This window comes from Paenarthrobacter sp. AMU7 (assembly GCF_041200195.1).
Classification (GTDB): domain Bacteria; phylum Actinomycetota; class Actinomycetes; order Actinomycetales; family Micrococcaceae; genus Arthrobacter.
In genome coordinates this window covers 1,196,886-1,210,593 of sequence record NZ_CP165735.1, presented here as the reverse complement: position 1 = coordinate 1,210,593, position 13,708 = coordinate 1,196,886, and the positions used below count along the sequence as shown (strand labels likewise).

13 protein-coding genes and 2 riboswitches are annotated in these 13,708 nt (G+C 64.0%); of the genes, 2 read left to right on the top strand and 11 right to left on the bottom strand.

Going from position 1 to position 13,708, the window contains the following annotated elements; all coding sequences use genetic code 11:
• Position 1: 1 nt before the first annotated feature.
• The 8 genes from ABQM86_RS05705 to ABQM86_RS05670 form a co-directional block, all read right to left on the bottom strand.
• Complete coding sequence (locus tag ABQM86_RS05705; protein ID WP_280627097.1) at positions 2-2,308, bottom strand: FdhF/YdeP family oxidoreductase; 2,307 nt, start codon at positions 2,306-2,308, stop codon at positions 2-4.
• A 65-nt stretch (positions 2,309-2,373) separates the two neighbouring features.
• Positions 2,374-3,732, bottom strand: a complete 1,359-nt coding sequence (locus ABQM86_RS05700) for a molybdopterin molybdotransferase MoeA (RefSeq protein WP_207596583.1) — start codon at positions 3,730-3,732, stop codon at positions 2,374-2,376.
• The gene (locus tag ABQM86_RS05695) at positions 3,729-4,634 is read right to left on the bottom strand and encodes an NTP transferase domain-containing protein (protein ID WP_337340897.1); all 906 of its coding nucleotides are present in this window, start codon (positions 4,632-4,634) and stop codon (positions 3,729-3,731) included. Before ABQM86_RS05695 ends, ABQM86_RS05700 begins: the two co-directional genes overlap by 4 nt.
• A 42-nt stretch (positions 4,635-4,676) precedes the next feature.
• The gene (locus tag ABQM86_RS05690; RefSeq protein WP_024819811.1) at positions 4,677-5,177 is read right to left on the bottom strand and encodes an HNH endonuclease; all 501 of its coding nucleotides are present in this window, start codon (positions 5,175-5,177) and stop codon (positions 4,677-4,679) included.
• Between the two features lie 252 nt (positions 5,178-5,429).
• A complete protein-coding gene (locus tag ABQM86_RS05685) occupies positions 5,430-6,203 on the bottom strand; it encodes an NlpC/P60 family protein (RefSeq protein ID WP_280627091.1) in 774 nt (257 codons plus the stop codon).
• A gap of 99 nt (positions 6,204-6,302) precedes the next feature.
• Positions 6,303-7,049 (bottom strand): C40 family peptidase, encoded by a 747-nt coding sequence (locus tag ABQM86_RS05680; RefSeq protein WP_242703539.1) that lies wholly within the window; start codon positions 7,047-7,049, stop codon positions 6,303-6,305.
• 4 nt (positions 7,050-7,053) lie between these two features.
• A riboswitch (cyclic di-AMP (ydaO/yuaA leader) is annotated at positions 7,054-7,235 on the bottom strand.
• A gap of 125 nt (positions 7,236-7,360) precedes the next feature.
• Positions 7,361-8,191 carry a M23 family metallopeptidase gene (locus ABQM86_RS05675; RefSeq protein ID WP_207596579.1) on the bottom strand — a complete coding sequence of 277 codons (831 nt, stop codon included), beginning with the start codon at positions 8,189-8,191 and terminating at the stop codon, positions 7,361-7,363.
• A gap of 4 nt (positions 8,192-8,195) precedes the next feature.
• Positions 8,196-8,436, bottom strand: a riboswitch (cyclic di-AMP (ydaO/yuaA leader).
• Positions 8,437-8,620: 184 nt separating this feature from the next.
• Positions 8,621-9,316 (bottom strand): metal-dependent transcriptional regulator, encoded by a 696-nt coding sequence (locus ABQM86_RS05670; protein WP_207596578.1) that lies wholly within the window; start codon positions 9,314-9,316, stop codon positions 8,621-8,623.
• A 292-nt stretch (positions 9,317-9,608) separates the two neighbouring features.
• Between ABQM86_RS05670 and serC the strand changes: the two genes are divergently transcribed.
• Positions 9,609-10,739: a phosphoserine transaminase gene (gene serC / locus ABQM86_RS05665; RefSeq protein WP_280627088.1), complete on the top strand. Its 1,131-nt coding sequence runs from the start codon at positions 9,609-9,611 to the stop codon at positions 10,737-10,739.
• A gap of 83 nt (positions 10,740-10,822) precedes the next feature.
• On the opposite strand, the gene ABQM86_RS05660 is transcribed toward serC, so the two are convergent.
• The 3 genes from ABQM86_RS05660 to ABQM86_RS05650 are packed head-to-tail and all read right to left on the bottom strand — an operon-like array spanning position 10,823 to position 13,192.
• On the bottom strand, positions 10,823-12,136 hold the full coding sequence (locus ABQM86_RS05660) for an MFS transporter (protein WP_369746126.1): 1,314 nt from the start codon (positions 12,134-12,136) through the stop codon (positions 10,823-10,825).
• A 43-nt stretch (positions 12,137-12,179) separates the two neighbouring features.
• Positions 12,180-12,800: a DUF3027 domain-containing protein gene (locus ABQM86_RS05655; RefSeq protein WP_369746125.1), complete on the bottom strand. Its 621-nt coding sequence runs from the start codon at positions 12,798-12,800 to the stop codon at positions 12,180-12,182.
• A gap of 8 nt (positions 12,801-12,808) precedes the next feature.
• Positions 12,809-13,192 (bottom strand): cold-shock protein, encoded by a 384-nt coding sequence (locus ABQM86_RS05650; RefSeq protein WP_089593906.1) that lies wholly within the window; start codon positions 13,190-13,192, stop codon positions 12,809-12,811.
• Between the two features lie 249 nt (positions 13,193-13,441).
• Here ABQM86_RS05650 and ABQM86_RS05645 point away from each other — a divergent pair, with 249 nt between their 5' ends.
• On the top strand, positions 13,442-13,657 hold the full coding sequence (locus ABQM86_RS05645; protein WP_369746124.1) for a hypothetical protein: 216 nt from the start codon (positions 13,442-13,444) through the stop codon (positions 13,655-13,657).
• Positions 13,658-13,708 lie beyond the last annotated feature (51 nt).

Genomic DNA, 13,708 nt, shown 5'->3' with positions numbered 1-13,708 from the left:
ATCAGGCTCCGTTCTCCACATGCTTGACGAAGTGAACCGTCATGGCCTTATAGCCGGGGGTGTTGGATTCCCTGGCCACCAGTTCGCGGTGGACCAGGGCGTTGGCCTCCGGGAAGTACGCAGCGGCACAGCCCTTGGCCGTGGGGTATCCGATGAGCCGGAACTTGTCGGCCCGCCGTTCCGTTCCCGCGAAGGTGGAGATGACATCCACCAGGTCCCGGTCCTCGAAGCCCAGCTCCTTCAGGTCATCCGGGTGGACCAGGATGACCCGCCGCCCCTCCGAAACGCCGCGATACCGGTCATCCAAACCGTAGAAGGTGGTGTTGTACTGGTCGTGGCTGCGGACGGTCTGGAGGATCAAGTGGCCCGGCGGCGCTTCGAGGTACTCAAGTGGCCGCACGGAGAAACGTCCCTTGCCGATGTCCGTGGCGAAGGTCCGCGTGTCCCGGGGCGGGTTGGGCAGCACAAAGCCGTTCTTGGTCCGAACCCGGGCGTTGAAGTCCTCAAAACCGGGAATGACCCTGGAGATGTGGTCCCGGATCACGTCGTAGTCCTCGGCCATGGACCGCCAGTCCACGCTGTGGTCATCACCCAGGGTGGCTTGCGCCATCCGGGCTACGATCACAGGCTCACTCAGGAGGTGCTCAGAGACCGGCTCCAGCCTCCCCTGCGTCTTGTGGATGACGGACATGGAGTCTTCCACGGACAGGAACTGCTTGCCTTTAGGGTGTTTGTCGTCGGTGTCCGTCCGGCCCAGGGTGGGCAGGATCAGGGAGGTCTTGCCGTGGACCACGTGGGCACGGTTGGGTTTGGTGGAGATGTGGACCGTCAGCCCTGCCCTCTTCAACCCTTCTTCCAAGGCTGCCGTATCCGAGCCGGCCGCAGCGAAATTCCCGCCCATGGAGACGAAAACATCCACTTCGCCCTTCTCCAGGGCGTGTTGGGTCTCCACGGAGTCATAGCCGTGGTCTCGCGGCATGTGGAAGCCGAATTCCTTGTCCAACGCAGCCAGGAACGGCTCCTTGGGTTTCTCCCAGATCCCCATCGTGCGGTCGCCCTGCACATTTGAGTGCCCGCGGACGGGGCAGGCTCCGGCACCGCGCTTGCCGAAGTTCCCTTGGAGCAGCAGCAGATTAATGATCTCGCGCAAGGTATCCACCGAGTGTGGCTGCTGGGTCAGTCCAAGGGCCCAACAGATGATGGTGGCCTTGGACGCGGCCATCATTTCCGCGGCCTTGGTGATCTCTGCACGCGTCAGGCCAGTGGCGCGCCCGGTCTCTTCCCAGTCCAGGACTGAACGTGCTTCCTTGTACGCGGCGAAACCTTCGGTCTGCCCCTCAATAAAGGAATGGTCGACGACGGTGCCCGGGTTGCGCTGCTCTTCTTCCAGGAGCAGGTGGCCCAGCGCCTGGAACAGCGCGAGGTCGCCACCGACCTTGATCTGCAGGAATTCGTCCGCGATGGTGGTGCCACCGCCAATTACGCCGTTGAGGGACTGCGGGTCCTTGAAGTTCAGCAGGCCTGCCTCGGGAAGCGGGTTGACGGCGATGATCTTCCCGCCGTTGTTCTTGCAATCCCGCAGTGCGGACAGCATCCGGGGATGGTTGGTTCCCGGGTTCTGGCCCACCACCAGGACCAGTTCGGCGTGGTGGATATCCTCCAGCGAGACCGTGCCCTTGCCGATTCCAATGGTGGGGTTCAGTGCGCTGCCGGAGGATTCGTGGCACATGTTGGAGCAGTCGGGCAGGTTGTTGGTGCCCAGGCTCCGGGCGAACAACTGATACATGAAAGCGGTCTCGTTGGCCGTACGGCCGGAGGTGTAGAAAACGCATTTGTCCGGCGTGGTGGCGTTGATGTGCTCGCCGATCAGCGCGAAGGCCTCGGTCCAGCTGATGGGCGAATAGTGTGTATCCCCGGGCTTGATGACCACGGGCTCGGACAACCTTCCCTGGCTCCCCAGCCAGTATTCGGTCTTGTCTTCGAGGTCAGCCAGGGAGTGTTTCGCCCAAAATTCCGCGCCCACAGTGCGGGTGGTGCTTTCCTCGGCAATCGCCTTGGCGCCGTTCTCGCAGAACTCGGCGGGGCTGCGCCTGCCGGTAATGGATTCGGGCCAGGCGCATCCCGGGCAATCGAAGCCGTCGTGCTGGTTGACCCTGAGCATGGAACGGACCGTGCGGGCCACTCCGGCCTGGGCGTAACCGCGTTCAAGAGCCACCGTGACAGCCTTGAGGCCGGCAGCGGCTTGTTTGGGTGGGTGGATTTGCAGGTCATCTTCATTGATGTCCTGTTCGGGAGCATGCCTGTTCATAAGTCCATCATTGCACTTTGTTAGCACCCTCACCTGGTTCGCTGCAGTGCTCCGGAGTCCAGCACTCAGGCGTCCAGCGCGCTCCAGTCCACCGGGCCGGAGGGAGTCTTCTTTGCCTGCCGCGCCGGGGCCTTGCGGGGCTTGTCTTCCGCGGACTTGGGCGCGGGCAACGGTTTGCCCCACGGCAAGGCAAACGCCGGGACCAGCTCGCCCAGTTGGACTCCGTGGGGCGGTACCACCATGACCCCGTCCGCGCCGGCCAGGCCCCGCATCATCCCGGGACCCGTGTGCTGCGCCGGCGATGCCAGGCCATACACCAGCTTGAACGGCATCAGGCGGGTCCGGCCGGGATCCGCGTCGATCATGGCGCCGCAAGGAACTTCACCTACCCCGTCCAGCTGCCGATGACCCAAAGCCGCCAGCAACGGCGCACCCACCGTTAGCAGCGCCATCATCGCGGCAAGTGGATTTCCCGGCAGGCCCAGCACAAAACGGCCATCGGGCAGTTCAGCCAGCACAGCAGGATGACCGGGGCGCATGGCAATGCCGTCGATCAACAGCCGGCCGCCGAGTTCAGCCACGGCCCGCCTGAAGTGGTCAGTCCCGGACCGACCGGTCCCGCCGGTAGTGATGACGACGTCCGCCGGGGGCTCAGTTTCCTGGTAAGGGTCATCAGCTGTCAGCTCATCCAGGGCCGGTTCGGTGTCCTGGAGTGCGGAAATCCATTCTTCATAGTTGTCGCCCACCCTGAGCTGCTCTCCTGCGATGCCACCAAGGAGCTCCACCACAGCGCCCAATTGCGGGCCGAAAGTATCACGCACTTGTCCGGGCAGCGGAACCCCTTGTGCCACAACCTCGGAGCCCGTCAGCAGAAACCTGACCAGCGGCTTGCCGAGGACCTCCAGCTGGTCCAGACCGGCCAGCGCAGCCAAAGCGATGTGGGCCGGGTTGAGCACGGTTCCGGCAGTAAGCAAGACCTCCCCCGCCGCCGCTTCTTCTGCGGCTTTACGGATGTGCTGGCCGTTGCGGGGTTCGCCGGGTTTGGCGGTTCCGCCCAGCGCAAGGACCGGAAGGCCGTCGTCGTCGGTGGTTATGACGCCGCTCTCGCTGCGAAGTACTGCTTTAGCACCCGGCGGAATCAGCCCGCCCGTAACAATGGGACTTGCTTGGTGGGGAGCAAGCCTCTGGCCCGGTTCACTCAGGATCCACGGACCGCTTCCGTTGACGGCCCACCCATCCATGGCTGAGGAAGCGTAGTGCGGCATATCCTGCACCGCCCGGGCATCGGCAGCTAGGGTGCGGCCGAGGGCTGACCTGAGCGGGACAGGAGCCGGAGGGATGGGAGCGGCACAATCGAACGCCCGCTGCCGGGCCTCCTGCCAGGTGTGTGCCGCGTGATGGCCCTCGGCGGGGGCCTCCGTCATTCGGCGTCAGCCTCGGACTCCGAGTACTCCTTGGCAACTTTGCGGGCCAGTTCCAAGGCGGCATTCATGGACGCATCATCGCTTGCCTGGCCAATGCCGCGGGCCATGCCCGCCGCGTAGCCGGCAATGAAGGTGGTCAAGGGCGCTGCGGGGCGCACCACTGAGTGCGCCGCCACTCCGGCAACAGCGAGCACTTCATTGACGTCCACTTCAACGCCTTCAAGCTCGAATGCCTGCAGCAGTGTGCGGCACCATTCCTCGAGCGTCTCTTCCTGGCTCTTCACGTCCGCCTCCAACTTGTAGTCAATGCCCAGGGCCGCAGCGTCCTCCCATGTATCCACGTCATCCGTGGAGCCTGGGGGGACGGCTACGTCCAGCAGGTTCAGCCTAGCAAGCAGGCGGAACACTGAAGCGTTCGTTAACCCGGAACCTTCGGAAGCTTGAGCCACTTCCCGTTCGAGGGCACTGGTGCCGTAGGCACCAAGGAGGGGCTGCTTCCGGCCATCGGCAGAGACAGCCATGGCACCGTCCACCCCCGCATGGGCCTCCAGGGCTTTCCAGAGGAACGAAACGCCACGGGACACGTGCGGCATATCGCATGCCAGGACGAGCGTCCAGGGAGCGTTGTTTCCGTTGTCCTTCATCGCCGCCAACCCCGCAGCAATCGCTGCGGCGGGACCCGCAAATGCCGGTTCCTCCCGTGCCCGCAGCACCTCGACCGGTAACGGCTCACCGCCCGTTCCTGAAGCGTCAGGACCTACCACCACCACAGCTGACGCACCCCGGGCCGCCTGCAGGGCGCGTGAAAGGAGCGTCCCGCCGTCGTACATCAACGACGGCTTGGGCACGCCACCGAGGCGGGTGGCCCTGCCACCCGCCAGAATCACGGCATTGAACTCCATTCGCCCAGATTACCGGGGCGGCCGGAGTTCAGCAGAAATCGATCAGGCAGCGGATTCCGGCAACAGGAACGGGTCCCAGTCCGGCGCAGGTTTCTCGAGTTCTTTGATCTGCCACATGGTTCCCTGGGGCACTCCAGGCGTGAAACGGAGTTTCCAACCCATTTCAGCCAGCGTGTGGTCGCTCTTGGCGTTGTTGCATTTCAGACACGCCGCGACCAGGTTTTCCCAGGAATCCGCGCCGCCCCTGGATTTGGGGTGGACGTGGTCTATGGTGTGGGCTGTTTTCCCGCAATAGGCGCAGCGATGGCCGTCGCGGCGAAGGACCCCGCGTCGGCTCACGGCGGTAATCCTGTTGTACCGGGGACGGATGTAGCGGTTAAGGAGGATCACGGAGGGGCGTCCGAGAATCTCCTGTGGCCCGACGACAGGCTCGTCGCCTTCGGCCACTACGCTAGCTTTCCCAGTCAACACTAGGACCAGCGCCCGGCGGAATGTTATTACCGCCAGCGGTTCATATCCAGCATTCAGAACGAGTGTGCGCATGCACGTACCTCTTCACGGCCGCACCCGTCAGGGGCACGAGGGCCGGCTGCCCTCTGCTTGTACGGGCTGTGGATCGACAAGATAAGGGTAAGCACTCATATGCCGTATCAACGAATTTTTCGGTCGTTTCCCGTGCAGTGTCGCCAAGAGTTCATGCGAGGTTAAGGGGCCTGGAGCCGAATCCGTCCCTTAAAGCAGAACACCCCGCCGGCCTGAGCCTGCGGGGTGTTGCTGTCAAAACCAAAGGCTGGATCAGCCGTTCACGCGGATGAAAACCGGGCCGGAGCCTACGTTGACGCTGAACAGTGCCGTGGTGGATCCGTTCCATCCACCGTGGACTGCCTGGCCGTTGCCGACGTATACAGCGATGTGGGCCTGTCCGGCCAGACCGCCGTTGGCGTAGTAGGCGAGGTCGCCCGGCTTCGCTTCCGCTGCGCTGACCGTGCGGCCGAGGGAGAGGTAGCCGGCCGGCCAGTCGTGGAAGTTGATGCCAACAGCTGCCAGGGAGTTGGTTACCAGCATGGTGCAGTCCTGGGTGACGCCGAGCTGCGCATAGGCGGCAGCGGCAATTGCAGCACCCAGGCCACTTGCAGCGGCCGGAGCCTTTGCCTCAGGAGCCGCGGTGTTGACGGCCAGTGTGGCGTTGCCGGCAGTTGCCGTGCTTTCTGCTGCCTTCTTGGTTTCTGCCTTCGCAGGAGCCTTCTTCTCTACGGGGGCCGGAGCCTGCACCGTGGTGACCACGGGGCGCTCGTAGGAGATGGCAACGGTGGAGTCCGCAGCGATGGTGGCCTGGACTACCGACTGGACGTCAAGGGTGGACGTCGCGGTGGACTCACGGTCCACGGTGGTGTCGGCCGCGTTGGCAGCAACACTGCCGGTCAGGACCAGGCCTGAAGCTGCGGCAATAACAGCCGCCTGGCGGCCGACGCCGCCGGCGTTTTCACTGACGGCCTTGGCGATCACGGCAAGCGAGCTGGTCTTGGGGGCCTCAGCGCGATGCCGTGCAACCTTGGATGCACTGGTCATGGTTTTCTCTTTTCGTATCCGCGTGCAGTTGGGGTACACGCGGCTCATTGGCGCGCCAGCACTTGGGGGCATGCTGGCGAACCCCGAACCGGATTGTTTCTAGCGGAGGGTAAAGAAGGAGGACGTGCCCGTGGAGGCAGCCGAGTGCAGGAGCGTGCCCTGTCCCGGGTTCAATGCGCTGATCATCATGCCGTTGCCAACGTAGATGCCTACGTGTGCTCCGCCGTTCTGCATGACCAGGTCACCGGGGACAGGAGTGCTGGTGGGCTTCATGGCCGTCCAGGCGTTGACGCGCGGGATGCTGATGCCGGCCTGGGCGTAGACCCACTGGGTGAAGCCGGAGCAGTCCCATCCGTTGGGCGTGGTGCCGCCCCAAACGTAAGGGTGGCCGATTCCGGTGTAGGCGATCGCGGCGAGGCCGGAAGCGGCGGCGCTGGAAGCAGCATCCTTGGCTTCGGACGACTTCGCAGTCACGGCGCCTGCGGTGGCCTGGTTGCCGTTGGCCGCGGTGCGCTGGGTGGTCTGCGAAGCGCGCTGCACAACCTTGGGAGCTTCCTTGGTGGCCACTACGGGGCTCTCGAAGGAAACGGTGGCGGTGGGCTCTGCGGTGACTACCGCAGTGGTGACCATCTGCTGGGTGCTGGAGGCTTCCGACTTGGAAACGTCGGTGTCCGCTGCCTGGGCCGGCAGACCGACACTGAGGACGAGGCCTGAGGCTGCTGCCAGTACGACGGCCTGACGGCCAACGGTACCGGCGTTGGATGAAACAGCCTTGGAAAGCGTGTTCAAGGGGTTCGTACGAACCGATTCGGCGCGGTGGCGCGCAGGGGTAGTGCGTGATGACACGAAGGTAGCCTCTCCCAATGCCTGCGAGGTGAGCTGTCGGATTCGGATGGGAGTCATCCGGCCACGCTGCTTCAAGGAAGCTTTGCGACTTAACCCCAAGGCCTTCTTGCGAAGACCAGAAGTGGTTCCCCCGCCCCTGCCAGACGATTTATGCGAACGGACCTCGAGTGGTGGCAGAGCTAGGCAATCCACTCAAGTGCACCGGCCCCCTAAAAAGCCGATGCGCTTTGTACGGTACAACAGTTGAACGCGAATGTCACATTCAGGTCACGGGGTGTGTCACCAATGCGAGAGACAACCATCAACTGGACTTAGAGCCAGCCCATGGGGTCAACAACTTCACCGTTGACCTGTACTTCGAAGTGGAGGTGGCAGCCGGTGGAGGCGCCCGTGGTGCCGCTCAGCGCTACAGTGTCGCCGCGGCTGACCGTCTGGCCTACTTTGACGGTGAAGGACGACAAGTGGTTGTACGTGGTCTCAAGGCCGTTGCCGTGGTCTACCACCACGCGGTTGCCTCCGCCGTACTCGTGCCATCCCGCAAAGGTGACCTTGCCACTGGCCGCAGCATGGACGGCCGTGCCGCACTGGGCCACGAAGTCCTGGCCGCGGTGGAAGTCACCGGCACCACCTGTGAGGGGGCTGATGCGGTAGCCGAACGGGGAAGCCGTGGTCAGGGTGTCCAGGGGGCTGGCCATGGTGCCCGTGGACGAGGCACGCTGGATGCTGTCGGCGGACTGCGCACTGAGCAGCTGCTTCAGCTTGCCGTCGGGGTCGGCGGCGGTAGCTACCGCAGCACGGCTGAAGTCGATCTTGGCTGATGCAGCGGCGGAAACCTCGGGCTGGCTGCCCCCGGTGACGGCCAGGGCCGACTCGGTCTGACCGGATTCCGAGGTTGCCATTACCGGGCTGGTGGCCGGCAGACCGACAGTCAGGGCAAGTCCGGTGGCGGCAAGCGCAACTCCGGCCTTTTGCCCTACACCACTGGCTGCGGCGAAATCGGCAACCTGGCGCAACGGGCTCTTACGGCGACGCACCTGGCGTTCGGTGTCGCGTGGCCGGATCTCCGATACGACGCGGGCTGGCCGCAGCTCAGCAGCGGGGCCGGACGCGCGGCGGCGGCCCCTGACGTTCTGCGTTGTCAAACTCTATTCCTCTCTAAAAAGCCTGCGAAGTTAGCTGTCGGATTCGGGTCAGAGAGTTCAAAGACCCGGTCCGCACGAAGCGCTCACGGCACACAGGTATCCCAAGAGGGACTTGCGTAATGGGCACTTCTGCTGCGGACTTCACCCCAAGGCTGCTTCTTTAGACAGCCGCTTGTGGTTCCCCCGCCTCTGCCAGTGGTGGATGGCACACCTGTTCCGCTGGCAGAGCTCGGCTCCGGAACAGGTAACGCTTTGGTATCAGCGCTAGTAGATAACTATAGGCGATTAAGGCTCGCAGTAATAAATTCGTTATCAACAGGAACAGGCGTGGCGCGGCGTCCCCTTATCACCAATCCTGAAAAACTGCAGGTCACACGCGCGCTTGGAGCTCAAAAGTGAGATATGACACCGGGTGAAGGGAAGGGTGCTTCAGCCGACGGAGACGAAGACGTGCGCCGCCACCTCGGGCGGAAGTTCCAGTGCACCCTCAATGCCGGGGACCCGGACGGAAATGTACTCGCCTACACGCTCCAGGGAGACGGCCGCGCCGGGGCGGATACCACCCTCGTCCAGCTGGGTAAGGAGTTCAGGCTCAACCTGGATGGGCTCCGCAAGGCGGGTAACTGCCACGCGGGAATCCGGTGCATAGCCGTCCATGGCCTGCAGGAGGTTGACGTCGAGGCGGGGGAACGGCTGGCTGGCAAGGCCACCGAGGGCTTCAAGGCCCGGGATGGGGTTGCCATATGGGGATTCGGTGGGGTGCTCCAGGAGTTCGTACAGCCGGCGCTCCACGCGCTCGCTCATCACGTGTTCCCAGCGGCAGGCTTCGTCATGGACATAGGCCCAGTCCAAGCCAATGACATCAGCCAGGAGACGCTCGGCGAGGCGGTGCTTTCGCATCACCTCGGTGGCGCGTTTCCGCCCCGCTTCGGTCAGTTCCAGGTGACGGTCATTGGAAACAATCACCAAGCCATCGCGCTCCATGCGTCCGATGGTCTGGGAAACAGTGGGTCCGGAGTGCCGCAGCCGCTCGGCGATGCGGGCCCTGAGAGCCACAATGTTCTCTTCTTCAAGCTCCAAAATGGTCCGAAGATACATCTCAGTGGTATCGATCAGATCCGTCATCCAGCTCAGCTCTCCTCGAACGCAGTTCCTTGCGTAATCTCCACCGTACCGCGTCCCTTGCCGGGTGGGCGGTGTAGACCGCCGCCCCATGAACGCCAACCACCAGCCTAGCTTATTTGGAATTACTCTGGATAATTCCGGTCGCATATGGTGGGCCTGCGTTCCACGTGGCGGACTATGACGGCCACAGGTTCCTGCCTCCGCGCCGGGTCAGGCAGAATTGGGGTGTCGAAGGGGCAGCTGATGCCACCTGCCACGACCCATCTCTAGCCGATACCCATTGGAGCCACACGTGAGCGACAACAGCATCACCATTCCCGCCGATCTGCTGCCCAAGGACGGACGCTTCGGCGCAGGACCGTCCAAGGTCCGTCCGGAACAGATCGAGGCCCTGTCTGCCGCGTCGTCCACCATCCTTGGCACGTCCCACCGCCAAGCTCCGGTCAAGAACCTTGTAGGTTCGGTCCGGGAGGGCCTCAGCCAGTTCTTCCGTGCACCCGAAGGATACGAAGTTGTCCTCGGCGTCGGCGGTTCCACGGCATTCTGGGATGTCGCCGCATTCGGCCTGGTAGAGAAGAAAGCACAGCACCTCTCCTTCGGTGAATTCGGTTCCAAATTCGCTGCTGCCACCAACAAGGCGCCGTTCCTTGATGCTTCCTCCATCATCAAGTCCGAACCCGGCACCCGCCCGGTGGCACAGGCCGAAGCCGGCGTTGACGTCTACGCCTGGCCCCAGAATGAAACGTCAACCGGCGTGGCCGCCCCCGTCAAGCGCGTCGAGGGGGCTGACGAAGGCGCCCTCGTCCTGGTGGACGCCACGTCTGCTGCCGGCGGGCTGGATGTCGACGTCTCAGAGTCTGACGTCTACTACTTCGCACCGCAGAAGAACTTCGCCTCCGATGGTGGTCTCTGGCTGGGCCTCTTCTCCCCCGCCGCACTGGAGCGTGCGGCACGGATCAAGGCGAGCGACCGCTGGATCCCGGACTTCCTGGACCTGCAGACGGCTATCGACAACTCCAAGCTGAACCAGACGTACAACACGCCTTCCCTGTCCACGTTGGTCACCCTGGACGCCCAGGTGCAGTGGCTCAACAGCAACGGTGGCCTGGATTTCGCCAGCAAGCGCACGGCGGACTCCGCCAACCGCATCTACTCCTGGGCCGAGGCCTCGGAGTACGCGACGCCGTTCGTCACCAACGCCGAAGACCGCTCCAACGTCATCGCTACCATCGACTTCGACGACTCCATTGATGCCGCAGCCATCGCCAAGGTCCTGCGCGCCAACGGTGTGGTGGACACCGAGCCGTACCGCAAGCTTGGCCGCAACCAGCTGCGCATCGCGACGTTTGTCGCCATTGAACCGGACGACGTTTCCGCCCTGCTTGCCAGCATCGACTACGTGGTTGGCGAACTGAAGAAGTAGTACCACAGGCTGTCAGTCGGCGTCGTTCGGAATGTTCCGGACGGCGCCGCTGCCGTTTAACACCGCGGCCCTCGAGGGCCTGACTAACGAACCGGCCCCGGGCCGCCGTCGTCGTCCTCGTCGGTGACCGGGCGGGCCAGCAACGACTCCACCCGGAAATGGCGCAGGCCACGGGCACGGCGGTCGAAACGCAGCCGCAGCTGCTTTGCCCGGATGATCCAGGCCAAGCCCACGACGGCGGCGCTGACGCCGGCCAACGCTGCAACGCCCACGGCCCACCGCGGCCCGCCAACATTGGCCACCCACCCCACCAGCGGCGCCCCGATGGGAGTGCCACCCATGAAGATGGCCATGTACAAGGACATGACCCGCCCGCGCATGACAGCTTCGGTGGTGGACTGCACGTAGCCGTTGGCGCTGGTGATCAGTGTCAGGGCGAACAGGCCACAGGGAACGAGGGCCAGTCCGAAGAGCATGGCGTTGGGGGCCAGTGCCGCCAACGCGCTGGCGACGCCGAATCCCCCGGCGGCAATGAAGATCAGCCGCAGGCGGGGCCGACCGCGTCGGGCAGCCAGCAGGGCACCCGTCACGGATCCGATGGCCATGACCGAATTCAGCAGTCCAAAAGCGCCGGCGTCCATCCCGAACTGGGTGCCCACCATCGCGGCAATGAAGAGGGGAAAGTTGAGCCCAAAGGTGCCCACAATGAAGACCGCTGCCAGGACCACCTGGATATCGGGTCTGTTGCGGACGTAGCGGAGGCCCTCGCGGATCCGCCCTTTGCCCGCCGCAGCCCGGGGCTGGACCCGGAGCGAAGACGCCGGAATGAGCTTCAGCGCCCAGAGCATGGCAACAAAAGACACAGTGTTGATAAGGAACACCCAGCCCGGCCCCACCACCACCGTCAGCACACCGGAGACGGCCGGCCCGATCATCCGGGCCACATTGAAGGAGGCACTGTTGAGGGCCACGGCGTTGGGCAGGTATTCGTCGGTAACCAGCTCGGAGACGAAAGTCTGGCGGACGGGAGCGTCCAGGGCCGTCACGATGCCCAGCAGCAACGCGAAGACATAGACGTGCCAAAGTTCAGCTATCCCCAGCAACACCAGGATGCCCAGGCCCGTACTCAGGAGCGCCATGGCTACCAAGGTGATGAGGAGCAGTTTCCGCCGGCTGTAGCGGTCGGCCAGCAGCCCGGCCCAGGGGGCAAGGAACAGCTGCGGACCCAGTTGGAGGGCCAAGGTAATACCCATGGCTCCGGCGTCGTGCGCGGTCAGGTGGTCAAAGACCAACCAGTCCTGCGCGGTACGTTGCATCCACGTGCCGATGTTGGAGATCAGGGCACCGAAAAACCAGATGCGGTAGTTGAGGATTCCGAGTGACCTAAAGGTGGACATCAGCGTCCGCCCCTACTTTGGTCACCCCGGGTTTCCGCAATGCTTATTCAGCCCCGGCTTCGTCGTGGTCATCGTCAGGATCGTCGGACTCGTCGGACTCGTCCGCGTCGTCGGCATCCTCAGCGGGTTCAGTCGCCTCGTCTTCGTCCGCCTGCACGGACTCTTCCGTGACGTCCTCCACGGTTTCCTCCACCAACGGCGTCTCGTCCTCGGGACGGACACGCTTGGCCCACGGAACCCACTCGGGCGCCAGGATGGAGTCCTCGGAGGGCAGCAGGCCAAGCTCGCTCACCGTGACGATCTTGGACCGCGAGTTGCGGGTCACCACGGCGTACCACTGCCACCCGCCGTAACCGGCAAGCCTGGATTCAAACAGGTGGGTCACCACACGGTCACCCTCCGACTTGGCACCGAGGTGTGCCCCGACTTCGCCAGGGTTGGCAATGCCCTCCACTGCCTCACGGGCAACCTCGACGGCGGCAGCGAGGAAGGCATCCGGCTTGCCGGTGCGCCACACGGGCAAACCGGCGCGCGGCTTGTCCGCAACCGGCTTCCGCGCGGGGGCTTCCCCGATGCCAGGAGCCCGGGCAGCGTCAGGGCCGGCTGCAGGGTTTGCCTGGGCGCCCCTTCCGGCCTTTGTTTCCTGTGCGGATTCCGATGTCATGGCCGGTCCTAGGCTTCCAGCTCGTCGGCAACCTTGCGCAGCGCCAGGCTGATGGCCTTGGCCTTGTTGCCGTCCGGGTATTTGCCGGAGGACAACGAACCGGAAAGGTTGTCCAGAACCGTCACAAGGTCCTGCACCATAGGGGCGAGGTCCTTGGCGTTCATCCGCTTGGCCTTGGCAAGGGACGGCGTCTTTTCCAGGACGCGCAACCCCAGTGCCTGTGCTCCGCGGCGGCCATCGGCCACGCCGAACTCCACTCGGGTTCCAGCCTTGAGCTCCGTTACGCCCGCAGGCAGGGACGTCTTGGGCAGGAAAACTTCCTGGCCGTCCTCAGCCGCGAGGAATCCGAAGCCTTTTTCCTTGTCATACCACTTGACCTTGCCGGTAGGCACGTAATCAACCTTCTTCGTTTCTTGCTGTGGGAGACACGTCGGGCCAGACACCGCATCCGCAGGGTTCTGCGGGATCGAGGGTGACAGCCCGGTCCGTGTTGGTCTGTTCCTTCAAGGTTATCCTGCCCGGCCCGCTATTCCCGCCTTGCCGCGGTCACGCCGCGATCACAGAGGGCAGGAGCTGCACCCAAAGGGCGGCAATGACGCAGCAATACCTCCCGTTCCGGCGCTGCTGCTAGCGTTGGGGACATGACTTCCCCGGGTTACCGCCGCCCCCTCATGATCATCGCCGCCGTGATCGCTGTGGCCTCCTTGGCCGCCGTCGGTGCCGTCATGGCAATCGCTTACAACAGCGGAACGGCCCCGGTATGGATTACGACGACTGCCCTTTACGGCTTGCCCGCTGCATTCATGCTGGCAGTGGTCCTGGTATTGGACGCTGTCCGCCAGCGCCGTCGGCAATAACCATCTGAGCTGCCGGCAGGCACCAGCGGCCCAGGGGCGGTAACGTTGGAT

Coding starts and splice junctions, on each gene's coding strand:
- ABQM86_RS05685 (WP_280627091.1), bottom strand. CDS start 6,203: ATGACCAGTGCATCCAAGGTTGCACGGCATCGCGCTGAGGCCCCCAAG.
- ABQM86_RS05700 (WP_207596583.1), bottom strand. CDS start 3,732: ATGACGGAGGCCCCCGCCGAGGGCCATCACGCGGCACACACCTGGCAG.
- ABQM86_RS05670 (WP_207596578.1), bottom strand. CDS start 9,316: ATGACGGATCTGATCGATACCACTGAGATGTATCTTCGGACCATTTTG.
- ABQM86_RS05655 (WP_369746125.1), bottom strand. CDS start 12,800: ATGACATCGGAATCCGCACAGGAAACAAAGGCCGGAAGGGGCGCCCAG.
- ABQM86_RS05695 (WP_337340897.1), bottom strand. CDS start 4,634: ATGGAGTTCAATGCCGTGATTCTGGCGGGTGGCAGGGCCACCCGCCTC.
- ABQM86_RS05690 (WP_024819811.1), bottom strand. CDS start 5,177: ATGCGCACACTCGTTCTGAATGCTGGATATGAACCGCTGGCGGTAATA.
- ABQM86_RS05705 (WP_280627097.1), bottom strand. CDS start 2,308: ATGAACAGGCATGCTCCCGAACAGGACATCAATGAAGATGACCTGCAA.
- ABQM86_RS05645 (WP_369746124.1), top strand. CDS start 13,442: ATGACTTCCCCGGGTTACCGCCGCCCCCTCATGATCATCGCCGCCGTG.
- ABQM86_RS05660 (WP_369746126.1), bottom strand. CDS start 12,136: ATGTCCACCTTTAGGTCACTCGGAATCCTCAACTACCGCATCTGGTTT.